This is a genomic window from Flavobacterium sp. LK-23 (assembly GCF_058135255.1).
Map to the genome: position 1 here is coordinate 153,244 of NZ_JBYUVT010000008.1, position 15,574 is coordinate 168,817.

Sequence of the window (15,574 nt, forward strand, 5' to 3'; positions counted from 1 at the left end):
TAAATTTTAAAAGTTGATAGCTTGCAAAAATACGTAAATCTTGTTGGAATTTTAATCATTTTTAAAGCAAAAAAAGCATCCCTCGCGAGATGCCCTTTTACTAACTAAACTTAATTTTATTATTAGTTGAAATCGAATCGAATACCTAACGAAATATTATTCTCATCGACAGCATTATTTTTAAATATCGGGTTTAAATCATATTTCAAATACAAGCTTATTTCTTTATAACCTATATAAGAACTCAATCCGTAAATGAAATTATTTACATTATAATCGCCTTTTGTTTTTTGGGTTGTTTTATAGTCATTGTCTTCAAATTTTAAAATCTGTTTCGATTTTACATTGATTCCCGCATAACCTCCAAATCCCATTCGGAATCCTTTATGTGTTCTAAAATAAGATTTCCCGTCGTAGTTTCCGTCTTTCGAAAAATCAAATTCTAAATGAACTGGCGCCACTAAATACACATTTCTAAAACGAGATTCTTTTAAATGTATCGGATTTGTCACTAAATCTGTTTGGTCGCCATTTACAACAAAACTGCGATTATCTGTTGGCCTAAGGTTATTATACATTAATGAAAGTCCGTATTTGGCATGCAGCAAATTGTTGTCATTCAAAATTCTAGAATTAAGAGTCAAACCCCATTCGTAAAAATGTGATCCGATAAAATCATAATTGGAATCCTGCAGTTTACCGTCGACCATTGTACTGTTTAAACCCATTGCAAATACAAATTGAGAAGTTGTTCTTTTAGATTCTCTCTTCACTTTGTCATCTTGACCGTTGTACACCTTCATTGCAGGAATCTTTATTTCTGTTTTATGTGGACCAATAGAATCATTGCCCGTACCAATTAACAAAACCGTTCCTCCTTTTTCTTTATTGTAATTCACTTTGCCATCGACTTTTTCCTGAACCAATTCTTGCAATTTTTCCTGTTCAACAGCCACTCGATTCTCGATATTGCGCGCTCTTTTTTCAGCAAACTCTTTTTTCTTTTTTTCTGCTTCTTCTTTCGAAATTGTCCCTTCTACTAATTGATTATTAACCTCATCGACTTCTTTCTTTAATGCCGCTTTCTCTTCATTGGTTATATTTTCGATATTAACTGCAATTGTTTTTGCTTTGTTTTCAAAAGTTTCTTGTCCTACCATTTTAGTAACAAACAGGAATACTAAGAGAAATAGATAAATTGTAAAATTTTTCATGATTACTTTTTTTGATTGATTTGATTGATGATTTAATTTTTAACGTTTCGATTTTCAACAGCAACTTTAACCGTGTGGTAACTTTTATTGATTTTTGCAATCATTTTTTCTCTAAAAGAAAGCTCCAGTTCACCGTCAACTTGATCTAATAAGTCGTTCGAATTAATTTTGATTTTTGATTTTGATTTAACTGCATTTTCTGCTAAAATTTTAGTTTCAGCTTTTTCCAATAATTGATCGACATTATCTTGTTTAGACATTTCGGCAATTAAAGTTGGATTGTTTGTTGATTGTTTTTCTTGATTGTTTTTGATGATTGAAGACTCCGCTATTTGATTTGATTTATTTTGAGTGATTTTATTTGAAATTTGTCCCGAAACTTTGGGATTGTTTTTTTCGTTTTTGTTTACTGTTTCTTCCGAAGTTTTTTCGGCAATTGCAGTTTCCGTTTTCACTGAATCAACAGTATTTAAAACAGGTTCTGTTATCAATTCTTTTTCAGTTTCTTTTTCTTTTTCAACAACTACCGTTTCTGGCGTTTTAATTGCATTTTTATTTTGATTGAAAAACAGCGTTCCAACCAACAGAAATCCGATGAAACTTGCTGCGATATACAGCCATTTACTTTTTGATTTTTTTGAATTAAGCTTAACTGGTTCTTTTTCTTCTGCTACAGCCAGCATCGCATCCAATCGATCCCAGGCTTTGTTGCTTGGCTCAATTTCGCGTTGATTTAGTTTTTCACGGAAATCCTTTTCAAAATTATTCGGTTCCATTATCTTGTTTTTTTAAAATAGTAATTTGTGTTTGCAGCATTTTTCTAGCGTGCGATAATTGCGATTTCGATGTTCCTTCATTAATTCCTAACATCTTGGCAATTTCATTGTGTTTGTAACCTTCAATCGCATATAAATTGAAAACCATTTTATAGCCGTCGGGCAAAGCATCAATTAAATACTGAATCTGTTCTACGGTAAATTGGCTGTCGATTTCATTGAAGCTTTCTTCTACAAAAAATTCATCTTCGGCAAATTTTACCTTTTTCTGAACTCTTAAATACGAAATGCATTCGTTAACCATAATTCGGCGGATCCAGCCTTCAAAACTTCCTTTGTGTTCAAACTTGCTTAAATTGGTAAACACTTTCATAAAAGCTGTTATCATTACATCTTCTGCCAATTGCATGTCTTTTATATATTGACGACACACACTTAACATTTTAGAAGAAAACTTAGTGTAAATCTGCTGCTGTGCCTGACGATTGTTCTCGGCAGCCAACTTTATGATTTTGGTTTCTTCTTGATGTAACTGGATAATTTTCATTAATAAGCTTTTCGGTTTTTGGTTTTAGAAACAGACTTCTATTAGCATAGACGATTGTCGATTTGAAATGGTTGCATGGGCTTAAAAAAAAATCAAATTTTTAAATTCCAAATTCCAACATATAGCAATAAACAACTGATTTACAACAAAGTAAACCAATTATCTAATTGACACATTTTCTGATTATCTAATTTAAAAAGATTATTTTTTTCTCTCAATAACGTAGTTGACCATCAAAGTCAAAGCGTCTTTATACTCAGAATCTTCGAAGTTTTGAAGTAATGCAAGTGCTTCCTGTTGGAATTCGACCATTTTATTTTCGGCGTAAGCCAAACCATTATTATCTTTTACAAAAGCAATAACTTCTTTTACCCGTTTTTTGTCTTTGTTGTGGTTTTTGATGGAGTTTATCAGCCACTTTTTTTCTTGCGGAGTACAAGTATTTAAAACGTGAATTAAAGGCAAAGTCATTTTTTGCTCTTTAATATCTATTCCTGTTGGTTTTCCGATGGCTTCTTCGCTGTAATCAAATAAATCGTCTTTGATCTGAAATGCCATTCCGATCAATTCACCGAATTTGCGCATGTTTTCTACCTGAGAATCGTCTTCGATTACGGCTTTCGCGCCAAGCGCACAACACGCCGCAATAAGCGTTGCTGTTTTCTTTCTGATGATTTCGTAGTAAACGTCTTCAGTAATATCAAGTCTTCTTGCTTTTTCGATTTGAAGCAATTCTCCTTCGCTCATTTCACGAACAGCTACAGAAATAATTCTCAATAAATCGAAATCGCCATTATCTATAGAAAGCAATAAACCTTTAGACAATAAATAATCTCCAACCAAAACGGCAATCTTATTTTTCCAAAGCGCATTAATTGAGAAAAATCCGCGACGGCGATTACTGTCATCTACCACATCATCATGCACCAAAGTTGCCGTGTGAATAAGCTCAATTACTGAAGCTCCTCGGTAGGTTCTTTCATTTACAGTACCTCCAGAAACCATTTTTGCAGTAAGAAAAACAAACATCGGACGCATTTGTTTCCCTTTGCGGTTTACGATATAATAAGTGATTCGATTTAGCAACGCAACCTTAGAAGTCATCGATTCATGGAACTTTTTCTCGAAAAGTTCCATCTCGGTAAAAATAGGCTGCTTTATTTGAGACGTAATATTCATTTAGATTCCAAATATACTATTTTAAATAAAAATACGTTGTTTATTTTAGGTTAGGATTTAAATATTTTATGTTTTAACCTGAAAAAAAACACCAAAAATAGCTCTAACTAATACTGATTTGAATTCATTAAGTTAAAAGAAAAACCTAAAACCATTTTTTTTATGAAAACAAAACTTTTATTATTTAGTACTTTAATTACTATGTCTTTTTTCATCAGCTGTAATTCTGATGAAAAAATAAATGACGGATCGGGAGCTGCGATTACCAACGATGAGATTGTAACCAATGCTAAAATCGATGCTTCTGTTGAGGATGTTACGGATATTGCTGAAGATCAGTTTAGCTCTCAATTGAATGTAAATGCCAAACCAAACGGACCTATAAAAAAATATCTTCCTAGCTGTGCTACAATCACTACAGTTTTAACCAATAACACTTGGACAAAAACAGTAGATTTTGGTGTGGAAGGCTGCACTCTTAATAACGGAAATACAGTAAAAGGTAAAATGGTTGTTTCTTTTTCAAATGATTTTACTTCTTCTACACAAACCATTAGCTACACTTTTGATGGATTTTATCATAATGGTAAAAAAATTCAAGGAAGCAAAAGTATTGTGAGAACTATTAAAGAGACCAATTTATTGGTGACAGCCCATCCTGTTTCTACAGCTTCTATAGATTTAACCATTACGTTTGATGATGGAAAAGTGTATACTAGAAAAGGAACGCTAACAAAAGAAATGACTTCCGGCTATGACACATGGTTTGATTGGGATGATAATGTGTTTGTAGTTACCGGAAGCGGCTCTACAACTTTCCCGAACGGAGATACTTTTTCGGCAGAAATTACAACTCCTCTAGAGTTTAATGCATCTTGCAGAAAATCTATTGCTGTAAAAGGAATCGCTTCTATAACTAAAAATGGCGCTATAGCAACTATTGATTATGGTAGCGGAGAATGCGATACGCTTGTAAAAGTAACAAAAGACGGCGTTACTGAAGAAGTAGATCTGAAAAAATAAGCATCCTTTTTGTCCAAGAAAAAAGCATTAAAAATGAGAAATAATTCTTGTTTTTAATGCTTTTTAATTTTCCAAAAACCGATCAAATGTCCCGATGGGACATAATTAATGCATGTCTCTATTTTTTTTCTACCGATGAGATACTCCTAGCGGAGTATTTTTTATGCTTCTTTATTGGCTAATTGTCCACAGGCGGCGTCAATGTCTTTTCCTCGGCTGCGACGTACTTTTACCACTACTCCAATATTTTCTAATGCTTTTATATAAGCCATAATCGATTCTTCTGAAGCTTGCTGGAATTCGCCATCATCAATTGGATTGTATTCAATCAAATTGACTTTACAAGGCACATATTTACAGAATTTAACCAACGCATCAACGGAAGCTTTATCATCGTTAATTCCTTTCCAAACTACATATTCGTAAGAAATTTTGCTTTTGGTTTTTCTATACCAATATTCTAATGCTTCACGTAAATCTTTTAAAGGGAAGTTTTTACTAAAAGGCATAATGCGAGCGCGAGTTTCGTCTATAGCAGAGTGCAGAGAAACTGCCAGCTTAAACTTCACATCATCATCGGCCATTTTTTTGATCATCTTCGGAATTCCCGAAGTCGAAACCATAATTCGTTTTGGAGACATTCCTAACCCTTCTTCTGAAGTAATCATGTCTATTGCTTTAATGACATTATTATAATTCATTAAAGGTTCTCCCATTCCCATGAAAACAATATTAGAAAGCGGATGATTGTAATACAAACGGCTCTCTCTATCAATAGCTAGAACTTGATCGTAAATTTCGCCAGGTTCTAGATTCCGCATTCTTTTTAATCGTGCTGTTGCACAGAAATTACAATCTAAACTACAGCCCACTTGACTAGAAACACAAGCAGTAGTTCTAGTTTCTGTAGGAATTAAAACAGACTCTACTACAAGTCCGTCATGAAGCCTAACAGCATTTTTTACTGTTCCGTCACTGCTTCTTTGCATGGTATCAACCTTAATATGATTGATAACAAAGCTATTTTCAAGCATAGACCTTGTAGCTTTGGCTACATTTGTCATGTCTTCAAAACTGTGGGCTCCTTTGCTCCATAGCCATTCGTAAACCTGATTTCCGCGGAAAGCTTTATCTCCATTTTCAACAAAAAAATCGCGAAGCTGTTCTTTTGATAAGGCTCGTATGTCTTTTTTCTCCATTTGCATGCTGCAAAGTTAGTTTATTTCCAGTATTTTCTAAAACTTAAAGCACTTTCCACCATTTTTTATTGATTTCTTTTCAAAAAAATGGGCTAAAAAAACAGTACGAGATGTTTTCGATCCAAACACACAATAAACTAATAGGCAATTACTTACATCTTATTTTATTTCCTTTAAAGATAAAATCTTAGTGTTAATAGGCCATTCCTTCTTTTACTATAACAATTTAATAAAACTTTAGCCATGATTTTTATCATTTCGTTTTCTTCGCGCGCGCGATAATTTTGGTCTAAGAAATAAGGATAGTTTTTGATTCTGCATCCACTAACTGAATTTTAAAACATCCTCATTTAAATGATTAACCTATACTTTATCAACATGAAAACAATTCAATCATTTTTACTGACCGTAATTTTTACAACAATAGCATTACAGGCAAATGCTCAAAAAAATTATAGTGTAGCTGCAAACTCAACCTTTGAAGTAGCAGGAACCTCTACAGTACACGACTGGGTAATGAAATCTACAGAAGGAACTGGAATGGCCAACTTAATAGTTAAGGATTCTAAACTTGCTACAATAAATAGTCTAAGAATTTCACTATTGGCCGAAAGCTTAAAAAGCTATAAAGCGAGTATGGACAAAGTAGCTTACGAAGCTTTGGATACCGAAACACATAAGAATATTGAATACGTTTTAAAATCTGCTGAAAAGATAGATGATAACACTTGGAACTTAACAGGAGTTTACACGATTGCAGGAGTAAGCAAAGAATACAAAACCCAAGTAAAAGTTACCACTAGTAAAGGAAATATTATTCTGCAGGGTTCTAACCAAATTACTTTTGGCGATTTTGAAATGACACCTCCTAAAGCAGCTCTTGGAGTTGTTAAAGCAGGAAAAGATTTAACTGTAATCTTCAATATTATTTTAAGCTAAATCAAATCGACTTAATGTTAAAAATTGTCTCTCTTTTAAGATTTTCAATTTTTAGCAAAATGTTAAAAAATGACAATTTAATAAAAATCAATACTCTTTTTTGCTTTAGTAATCGATTATGCAGAAAATGAAAACGTTGTAGTTATTAAATACCAATTTAATAAAATTTTAACAATGATTATTATCATGTACCAAGCTGGTTTATAAGTAGATCTTTGATACAAGTTAAAAAACAAACAATAAACACTTAGAGATAGAATTGGCCGAGTTTATCTATTTTTTTAATCAAAATACATAATTAAAATGAAAACCCATAAAATGAAATTATTCGCCCTTGTTATTGCAATTTTCGGAATTACCTCATTTGCGACAGCACAAAAATCATATGCCTTAGATAGTAAATCAACTTTTTCTGTATCTGGTACATCTACACTTCACGATTGGGAGATGAAATCGGCGTCTGGAACTGGAACAGCAACTCTAAACATTGCTAACGGAAAGCTAACTGACATAGACGCTCTAACCGTTACTTTATTGGCAGAAAGCGTAAAAAGTGAGAAAAAAAGCATGGATAAAGTGGCATACGAAACGCTAAAAACGGATAAAAACAAGCAAATAAAATATGTTCTGAAATCTGCTGAAAAAGTAAACGAAACTACTTGGGAACTAACTGGTACTTACACCATTGCTGGAGTTAGCAAAGTTTACAAAACTTCTGTAAAAACAACTGTTACTGCAAATGGACTAAATCTTCAAGGAAGTAACAAAATTACTTTTGCAGACTTCGGAATGAAATCGCCAACAGCAATGCTTGGAACAATCAAAACAGGACAAGACCTGACTATAAAATTTAATTTAAACTTTAATTTATAACCGCCATGAAGAAGATTTATATCCTATTTATTACAGTAATAAGCACGTTCGCTGTAAATGCACAAGTAAGCTTTGGAAACATGCAAAACCAAATCTCTAGAGGAAAAGACGGTATCAACGTTTTTGACGTACAAAAAGACAATAGAGAATTTAAAGGTATCAGCATTGACTTTGGTGGTGCTTTCAACATGGATTTCCAAGCCACAAATTCATTCAACAACCAACCTGCTAGTTCTACGACTACAACCACTACAGCAACTGGGACTACTACTAGAACAATTACTGGATATCGTTTAATGAATACTGAAAACAATTTTACTCTTCCTGCAGCTGACATGTATATTGGCGCACAACTATTTGACGGAGTACGAGTAAATTTAGATGTTTATTTAGCTTCAAGACACCACAATGACTCTTATGTAAAAGGTGGATACTTGCAAATTGACAAGTTAGACTTCATCAAAAAAGACTTCTTGGCTGATGTAATGAAATATGCTACCATTAAAATTGGACAAATGGAGAACAATTTTGGTGATGCTCACTTTAGAGGTTCTGATAATGGTAATACCATTAGAAATGCATTTGTTGGAAACAACATCATGTATTCTTTCACTACAGAAATGGGTATGGAGGTTTACTACAACAGAAATGGATTGGTAAGCATGTTAGGTGTTACAAATGGTAATTTAAATCAGAGTAATGAAGAAGTTTTTTATACTAATGGTCCAAATACCAATACAACACATAGTCCTTCAATTTTAGCTAAATTGGGTTATGACAAACAGCTTAATGAAGATTTAAGAGTAAGATTAACTGGCTCTCTTTACCATAATGCAAATCTTGGTAACGCAAATATATATTCTGCTAATAGATCAGGATTTGGTTATTGGGGCATATTGAATAATAACGCTTATAAAAATACAATTACTAAGACCGACGCTGATGGTAACGTTACTTCTACAACTACTACAGATGTTCCTACTAGTTTCAGTAAAACATCTACTCCAGAAGCAACGTTCAACCCTAATTTCAAAAACTGGGCTACTACATACATGATTAACCCTTTTGTGAAATATAAAGGACTTGAATTCTTCGGAACAATCGAATTAGCTTCAGGAGGAGACAAAGCGGGTACTGACGACAAACGTACTGCTAACCAATATGCTTCAGAGCTTATTTACAGATTTGGAGGAACTGAACAATTCTATATCGGAGGAAAATACAATACCGTATCTGGAAAACTATCTAATGCTGACGCTAAAAAGGTTACCGTAGATAAATTTGAAGCAAGCGCTGGCTGGTTTATGACTAAAAACATTTTGGCTAAATTAAACTACGTGAATCAAAAATATAAAGATTATTCACAATTTGTAGGAGATCCGGCTACTGGAAATGTAAACAACTTTTATGGCGGTAAGTTTGAAGGTATAGTATTCGAAGCAACCATTGCGTTCTAATATAAAAAAAAATGAAAACGAGATTTCAAATATTAATAATGGGTTTAGCAATGTTCTTTTTACTAGGAAGTGCTAAACCCACTTTTTTCGCAGAAGATAGCGCTGTGGCAATTAATAAAATTAAAATAGAAATCACAGGACTATCTACAGTTGGCAAATATAATTGCTCCAATACCTTTGCTATAAAGGATACTGTTTATGTAAACTCAGTTAAAAAAAACACCTTTAATACCGACATCAAAATGTCAAACTTTGATTGTGGCAATAAGGTAATGACCAAAGATTTGCAAGGAACAGTAAAAGTCAAACAATTCCCAAACAGCACAGTTTCTATAAGCGACATAAAGCCAATGGGAAAGAATTACAAATGCAGACTAAACTTTTTCATAACTGACAAGACGCTCAAATACAAAGATTTTATACTATATAATACTGATGATAAGATTCAAGGAACGCTTAGTTTAAAGTTCTCTGATATTGAGTTGGAACCACCAGTAAAAATGGCTGGCTTGATTAAAGTGAAAGACGACATTGTTATTAATTTCAGTTTATATAAAAACTAAATTTTATTGTAGAAAAAAAATTGAACACCAAGCTAAAAAAAGTCAAAATTTGGCACAAGAATTGTTTTGCTCTCAAAAGAAAAATAATCTTACAAAGAGCTCAATCATTTTAAAATTTGTAATTTTATTTTCAGCCATTTAACCTTTAAGTTTTATCAACCTAAAAAAATGTAATTATGAAAAAACAAATTTTAAGTTTAGCTGTTATTGCCTTATTAGCATTTGCTGTTCAGTCATGTGAAAAAAAAGAAAACAAACCTGCCGAAGATGAATTAACGCTAGGCAACAAAGTTGATTCTCTTACAACAGATATCGAAGAAGTAAAAGACAGTGCGGTAAGCAAAGCAGAAGGCGCTGCTGCTAAAGCAAAAGATGCTACAGAAACTGCTGCTCAAGATGTAAAAGACGCTACTAAAAAAGCGGCAAACGATGTTGAAAATGCAGCTAAAAAAACAGCAACTGATGTAAAAGACGCTACTAAAAAAGGAGCTGAAAAAGTTGAAAATGCGGCTAAAGCAGCCAAAGACGGAACTGTAAAAACAGCCAAAGACGTAAACGAAGCTTTGAAAAAATAAAACCTTTTTAAACCTTAAAATAAACCATTCGCAAAACGAATGGTTTTTTTATGCCCAATCGCAAGCAGATATTTTTGTATTTTTGCCCTCAAATTACAAGATACTACAACATGCATTTTATATCACAAGAATTAGAAGATTATATCGAACAGCATTCTGAAAATGAACCAGAATTGTTAGCCAAACTTAATAAAGAAACGTATCAGAAAATACTTTTGCCTAGAATGCTCAGCGGTCATTTTCAAGGACGTGTTTTAAGCATGCTCTCAAAATTGATTCGTCCGGTTAATATTTTAGAAATCGGAACTTATACAGGCTATGCTGCTTTGTGCTTATGTGAAGGAATGCAGGAAAATGGTCAATTACACACTATTGATATCAAAGAAGAATTAATCGATTTTCAGCGAAAATATTTTGATATGTCTCCTTGGGGAGAACAGATTTTTCAGCATTTAGGAGAAGCAGTAAACATTATTCCAGATTTAGACTTAAAATTTGATTTGGTTTTTATTGATGCGGACAAAGAAAACTACTTGAACTACTGGGAAATGATTGTTCCAAAAATGAATAAGGGTGGTATCATTTTATCTGATAATGTTTTGTGGAGCGGAAAAATCCTAGAACCAGTTCATCCAAATGACGTAAGCACAAAAGTACTTTTAGAATACAATCAGCTTTTAAAAGACGATTCAAGAGTAGAAACGGTTTTATTGCCAATTCGTGATGGGTTGACGGTTTCGAGAGTATTGTGATTTTTTAAGATGCTAAGATGCTGAAATGCTGAGATTCTAAGTTTTTTTTGCTAAGACTCTAAGTTTTTATACTGAATGAATATATTATTGAGTTTCCTCTAGAACTGGAGGAACATAATTTAAGGTGAAGGGCTTCCTCTAGCTAAGACTGGAGGCAATTCAACAACTATTAAAAATGAATTATAACACAGAAATAAGCGCTGAAGGTTTTTCAATCATAAATAATGTTTTTACAGAAAATGAAATTCAGAATCTAATTTCACTGATTGAAAACAAAACTGCAGATAATCAAGAAAATACGACTTTTAGAAAGTCTCAAGATTTATTTGCGATTAGACAATTTCATAAAGAAATACCTGAAACGCTTCCCTTCATTTTTAATGAAAAACTGCAGGATATTATCGAATCTACTTTTGGCGAAGGCTTTTTTATAACAAAATCTATCTACTTTGATAAACCGGAAAAATCAAATTGGTTTGTGGCTTATCATCAGGATTTAACGATTTCTGTTGACCAAAAAATTGAAGCGGAAAATTTTGAAAATTGGACAGTAAAACAAAATCAATTTGCGGTTCAGCCACCTACAGAAATATTAGAAAATAATTTTACAATCAGAATTCATATTGACAAAACCACTAAAGAGAATGGCGCTTTAAAAGTGATTAATAACTCTCATTCAAAAGGAATTTTGAGAATTGAGAATCTAGATTTTGAAACTGAAAAAGAAACAATTTGTGAAGTCGAAAAAGGCGGTATTATGATCATGAAGCCCTTATTATTTCATGCATCAAACAAAACCACAAACAACGAACGCAGAAGAGTCATTCATATTGAATTTAGCAAACAGCAACTTCCAAATGGTTTGGAATGGAGCGAAAAAACAATCATTAACTAAGGTTCTGAGACACTAAGATTCTGAGATTCTAAGTTTTACACTACTCACTTGTCTCCTGCTTTCGCTGGAGGTATATAATTTAACTACCTAAGGCTTTAGCCAAATACTTCATAATATTTGGCTAAAGCCTTTTTATTTGCCAATAAAAAAACCTCCAGCTAAAGCTGGAGGCAATTTATAATATATATCTTTAAACCTTAGAATCTTAGCACCTTTTAAAAAAAAACTTAGAATCTCAGAACCTTAGCACCTTTAAAAAGAACTATCCTGGAAAATACTGTGGTTTTAATTTTCTATAAACTAAATAAAGTAAAAATCCGAAAAGTGCTCCGAAGAAATACCCAGTAAGGATATCAACTGGAAAATGTAATCCTAAATAAATTCGGCTGTAAGCAAAAACTAAAGGCCAAAGAAATATGAATCCGAAATATTTGAAATAGCGTTTTAAAATCAAAAATAAGAAAGTTGCAACCGCCATAGTATTGGCAGCATGTCCAGAGAAAAAGCTATATGATTTTCTAACCTGAACAACTCTAATAATTGTATTTACTTCTGGATCATTGCATGGTCGCAAACGCTGAAAAGTGTGTTTGAATAAATTGCAGGTCTGATCTGTAAAAGCAATTAGAACAGCTATAAAAAGCAACAAATACAGGGTTTGTTTTCCTCCTATTTTTTTATAAATAAGATAGAATAGTAATAGAAAAAATGGCGTCCAATACAATTGATTGGTAATAATAAGCCATAATTTGTCGTATGTTTCAGAACCTAATCCGTTAAGATAGATTAAAAGATCTTTATCTAATTCCTGTATTTTTTCAAGCATTACATTTGGCGTTTAATAGGTCCAGAAAGAGTATCAATATCTTCTTTTACTTTTTCGATTTCAGCTGTAGTGTCTCCTAAAAGGTTTCCAGTATCTCCAAGCAAATTAGATTTTGCATTATCAATTTCTGCGTTGATATTTCCAGTAATATCATTCAAAGATTTCGCATCAAGACCATTAGCCTCTGCTCCTTTTTGAATTTCACTTTTAATATCATTAGTTGCATTTTTTAACTGAGCCATAGCCTTTCCCATTGTACGTGCAATTTCAGGCACTTTATCAGAACCAAAAAGCATTAGCACTATAAACAGTATGAAAACTAATTCTCCTCCTCCTATACCAAACATAACTTTTATTTTTGTTGTCGCAAAGATATTAAACTTTTCAGGTTAGAGTTTTAAAATTAACTTAAAAAGTCCTTGAAAATACATTTAGTTAAAATAAAAAAGCTCATCAAGCTTTTATAAACCTGATGAGCATTTTATTAATTTCTATTTTATTTAGTCAAATTTTGACTTTGTTTCTACTTTTGGCCAAGAGTTATTGGTCACATCAATATCTGCTGTTAGCAATTGTGGATCAATTTGAATGCTCTTAATTGCTTTTGTAGTAGCATATACTTTTTTAGCTGTCTCGTTACTTTTTCTCCAGATTTGTGCTGGATATTTGTAATTATCTTTAGAACCATCTTCATAAGTAATCTCAACTAAGATAGGCATAATCATTCCGCCTGGCTTGTTAAATTCTACTTCATAGAAGTATTTAGGAGATTTAATAGAAGCTTTTTCTTCAGCAGTAAAAGTCTGATCTACGTAATCTGCCAAAGACTTGAAATCTTGCACTTTTAAAGCTTTTTTCTTAGAATCGTTTACTTCTGCATTATCTCCAGAAACTAAGTAAACAAAAGGTCCTTTTTCAAAACCAAAACGTCCTTTTCTAACTTTTACATCTTTAATGTCTGTAGTTGGAGTATCTGAAACGTAATATTGTTTTACGTCTTTAATTCCGATATCTACGAAATCTGTTGAGTAGAACCATCCTCTCCAGAACCAATCCAAATCTACTGCCGAAGCATCTTCCATTGTTCTAAAGAAATCTTCTGGTGTTGGATGCTTAAACTTCCATCTATTTGCATACGTTCTGAATGCGTGATCAAACAATTCTCTTCCCATAACTACTTCTCTCAAAATATTAAGACCTGTAGCTGGTTTTCCGTAAGCGTTATTTCCAAATTGGTGAATAGTCTCAGAGTTTGACATAATTGGCTCTAAAAACTTTTGGTCACCGCTCATGTAAGGAACGATATTTTTTGCTGGTCCTCTTCTTGAAGGGAAATTTGGATCTAATTCCTGCTCTGCCAGATACTCTAAAAATGAATTCAAACCTTCATCCATCCAAGTCCATTGGCGCTCATCTGAGTTTACAATCATCGGGAAGAAAGTGTGTCCAACTTCGTGAATAATAACACCAATCATTCCGTTTTTCACTTCTCTGCTTGTCACTCCATTTTCATCTGGACGACCATAATTCCAGCAAATCATTGGATATTCCATTCCTTGATCTTCTGCCGAAACAGAAACTGCTTTTGGATAAGGATAATCAAAAGTATGAGAAGAATAACTTTTTAAAGTATGTGCTACAACCATTGTAGAAGTTTCTCCCCACAGTGGGTTTGCTTCTTTTGGATAAACAGATTCTGCCATAACAGTTCTATTTCCAATTTTCACAGCCATTGCATCGTAAATGAATTTTCTAGAAGAAGCAATTCCGAAATCACGAACATTTTTAGCCCTAAATTTCCAAGTTTTTTTCTTTTCAGAAAAACCTTTTTCAGCTGCTTCTGCTTCTGCCTGTGTTACAATAACAACAGGTTTGTCAAATGATTTTTGAGCTTGCTCATATCGTTTAACTTGTTCAGCAGTAAAGACTTCACTTCTGTTCATTAACTCACCAGTTGCATCGATCACGTGATCTGCAGGAACTGTAATATTTACATCAAAGTTTCCGAAAGGAAGAGCAAACTCTCCGCTTCCCCAGAACTGCATGTTCTGCCATCCTTCAACATCGTTGTAAACTGCCATTCTTGGGTAGAATTGTGCGATTACATATAATTTATTTCCGTCTTTCTCGAATAATTCGTATCCTGAACGACCGCCTTCTTTTCTGTAGTTATTGATATTGTACCACCATTTTATTGAGAAAGAAATTTTTTCTCCTGGTTTTAATGGCGAAGTCAAATTAATACGCATCATCGTTTCGTTGATCGTATAAGACAATGCACTTCCTTTAGCGTCTTTAACTTGTTCAATATTAAAACCGCGCTCTAAATCTTTTTTCAAATATTTAGAAGAAAAACCATCCAATGGAAGAACCTGACTTATTTTGTCACTTTCTGCCAATGAGGTTTGCGTATTTGCTTTTGCTTGATTTTGATCTAACTGCACCCATAAATATTCCAAACTATCTGGCGAATTATTTGTATAGGTAATAGTTTCAGATCCGCTTAATTTTGAATTTTTATCATCCAATTCAACATCAATTTTGTAATCTGCTTGTTGTTGGTAATAAGCAGGTCCTGGAGCTCCAGAAGCCGTACGAAACATATTTGGTGTTGCCAGCAAATCGTACATTTGGCTAAACTTGTTCGTATCGTACTTTCCCTGTTGTTTGGTTGGTGTGGTTGTTGCTTTATCCTGCGCTACTAACATTGCAGGAAAAAGTAATAATAATGAAAGTTTTTTCATAAAATTTTAATG

16 protein-coding genes are annotated in these 15,574 nt (G+C 33.1%); 8 read left to right on the forward strand and 8 right to left on the reverse strand.

Translation table 11 applies throughout. The annotated features are described in order from the left end of the window. Nucleotides 1-122: 122 nt before the first annotated feature. The 4 genes from AC3Y25_RS14005 to AC3Y25_RS14020 all read right to left on the reverse strand — a co-directional run bounded on the left by AC3Y25_RS14005 (nucleotide 123) and on the right by AC3Y25_RS14020 (nucleotide 3,716). Nucleotides 123-1,214: a hypothetical protein gene (locus AC3Y25_RS14005; protein ID WP_489903159.1), complete on the reverse strand. Its 1,092-nt coding sequence runs from the start codon at nucleotides 1,212-1,214 to the stop codon at nucleotides 123-125. A 32-nt stretch (nucleotides 1,215-1,246) separates the two neighbouring features. Next, nucleotides 1,247-1,990, reverse strand: a complete 744-nt coding sequence (locus AC3Y25_RS14010) for a hypothetical protein (RefSeq protein WP_489903160.1) — start codon at nucleotides 1,988-1,990, stop codon at nucleotides 1,247-1,249. Continuing rightward, on the reverse strand, nucleotides 1,977-2,537 hold the full coding sequence (locus AC3Y25_RS14015) for an RNA polymerase sigma factor (RefSeq protein WP_482503999.1): 561 nt from the start codon (nucleotides 2,535-2,537) through the stop codon (nucleotides 1,977-1,979). Before AC3Y25_RS14015 ends, AC3Y25_RS14010 begins: the two co-directional genes overlap by 14 nt. Nucleotides 2,538-2,738: 201 nt before the next feature. Then, the gene (locus AC3Y25_RS14020) at nucleotides 2,739-3,716 is read right to left on the reverse strand and encodes a polyprenyl synthetase family protein (RefSeq protein ID WP_427872264.1); all 978 of its coding nucleotides are present in this window, start codon (nucleotides 3,714-3,716) and stop codon (nucleotides 2,739-2,741) included. Nucleotides 3,717-3,878: 162 nt separating this feature from the next. Here AC3Y25_RS14020 and AC3Y25_RS14025 point away from each other — a divergent pair, with 162 nt between their 5' ends. Further along, on the forward strand, nucleotides 3,879-4,739 hold the full coding sequence (locus AC3Y25_RS14025) for a hypothetical protein (RefSeq protein ID WP_489903161.1): 861 nt from the start codon (nucleotides 3,879-3,881) through the stop codon (nucleotides 4,737-4,739). A gap of 161 nt (nucleotides 4,740-4,900) precedes the next feature. On the opposite strand, the gene rlmN is transcribed toward AC3Y25_RS14025, so the two are convergent. Then, nucleotides 4,901-5,944: a dual-specificity RNA methyltransferase RlmN gene (gene rlmN / locus AC3Y25_RS14030; RefSeq protein WP_095928570.1), complete on the reverse strand. Its 1,044-nt coding sequence runs from the start codon at nucleotides 5,942-5,944 to the stop codon at nucleotides 4,901-4,903. 372 nt (nucleotides 5,945-6,316) lie between these two features. Here rlmN and AC3Y25_RS14035 point away from each other — a divergent pair, with 372 nt between their 5' ends. The 7 genes from AC3Y25_RS14035 to AC3Y25_RS14065 all read left to right on the forward strand — a co-directional run bounded on the left by AC3Y25_RS14035 (nucleotide 6,317) and on the right by AC3Y25_RS14065 (nucleotide 11,992). After that, nucleotides 6,317-6,877: a YceI family protein gene (locus AC3Y25_RS14035; protein WP_489903162.1), complete on the forward strand. Its 561-nt coding sequence runs from the start codon at nucleotides 6,317-6,319 to the stop codon at nucleotides 6,875-6,877. A 303-nt stretch (nucleotides 6,878-7,180) separates the two neighbouring features. Then, a complete protein-coding gene (locus tag AC3Y25_RS14040; RefSeq protein ID WP_489903163.1) occupies nucleotides 7,181-7,750 on the forward strand; it encodes a YceI family protein in 570 nt (189 codons plus the stop codon). 5 nt (nucleotides 7,751-7,755) lie between these two features. After that, nucleotides 7,756-9,207 (forward strand): hypothetical protein, encoded by a 1,452-nt coding sequence (locus AC3Y25_RS14045; protein ID WP_489903164.1) that lies wholly within the window; start codon nucleotides 7,756-7,758, stop codon nucleotides 9,205-9,207. A gap of 11 nt (nucleotides 9,208-9,218) precedes the next feature. After that, nucleotides 9,219-9,770 carry a hypothetical protein gene (locus AC3Y25_RS14050; protein WP_250834023.1) on the forward strand — a complete coding sequence of 184 codons (552 nt, stop codon included), beginning with the start codon at nucleotides 9,219-9,221 and terminating at the stop codon, nucleotides 9,768-9,770. 176 nt (nucleotides 9,771-9,946) lie between these two features. After that, nucleotides 9,947-10,345, forward strand: a complete 399-nt coding sequence (locus tag AC3Y25_RS14055; RefSeq protein ID WP_250834024.1) for a hypothetical protein — start codon at nucleotides 9,947-9,949, stop codon at nucleotides 10,343-10,345. Between the two features lie 110 nt (nucleotides 10,346-10,455). Then, nucleotides 10,456-11,097 (forward strand): O-methyltransferase, encoded by a 642-nt coding sequence (locus tag AC3Y25_RS14060; protein ID WP_489903165.1) that lies wholly within the window; start codon nucleotides 10,456-10,458, stop codon nucleotides 11,095-11,097. Between the two features lie 175 nt (nucleotides 11,098-11,272). Continuing rightward, nucleotides 11,273-11,992: a phytanoyl-CoA dioxygenase family protein gene (locus AC3Y25_RS14065; RefSeq protein ID WP_427872259.1), complete on the forward strand. Its 720-nt coding sequence runs from the start codon at nucleotides 11,273-11,275 to the stop codon at nucleotides 11,990-11,992. 262 nt (nucleotides 11,993-12,254) lie between these two features. Here the strand turns inward: AC3Y25_RS14065 and AC3Y25_RS14070 are convergent, their stop codons facing one another. The 3 genes from AC3Y25_RS14070 to AC3Y25_RS14080 form a co-directional block, all read right to left on the reverse strand. Then, nucleotides 12,255-12,818 (reverse strand): phosphatase PAP2 family protein, encoded by a 564-nt coding sequence (locus AC3Y25_RS14070; protein WP_489903166.1) that lies wholly within the window; start codon nucleotides 12,816-12,818, stop codon nucleotides 12,255-12,257. After that, on the reverse strand, nucleotides 12,818-13,165 hold the full coding sequence (locus AC3Y25_RS14075; RefSeq protein ID WP_095928562.1) for a Sec-independent protein translocase subunit TatA/TatB: 348 nt from the start codon (nucleotides 13,163-13,165) through the stop codon (nucleotides 12,818-12,820). Before AC3Y25_RS14075 ends, AC3Y25_RS14070 begins: the two co-directional genes overlap by 1 nt. 153 nt (nucleotides 13,166-13,318) lie before the next feature. Beyond that, nucleotides 13,319-15,562, reverse strand: a complete 2,244-nt coding sequence (locus AC3Y25_RS14080; RefSeq protein WP_489903167.1) for a M1 family metallopeptidase — start codon at nucleotides 15,560-15,562, stop codon at nucleotides 13,319-13,321. Between the last annotated feature and the right edge of the window lie 12 nt (nucleotides 15,563-15,574).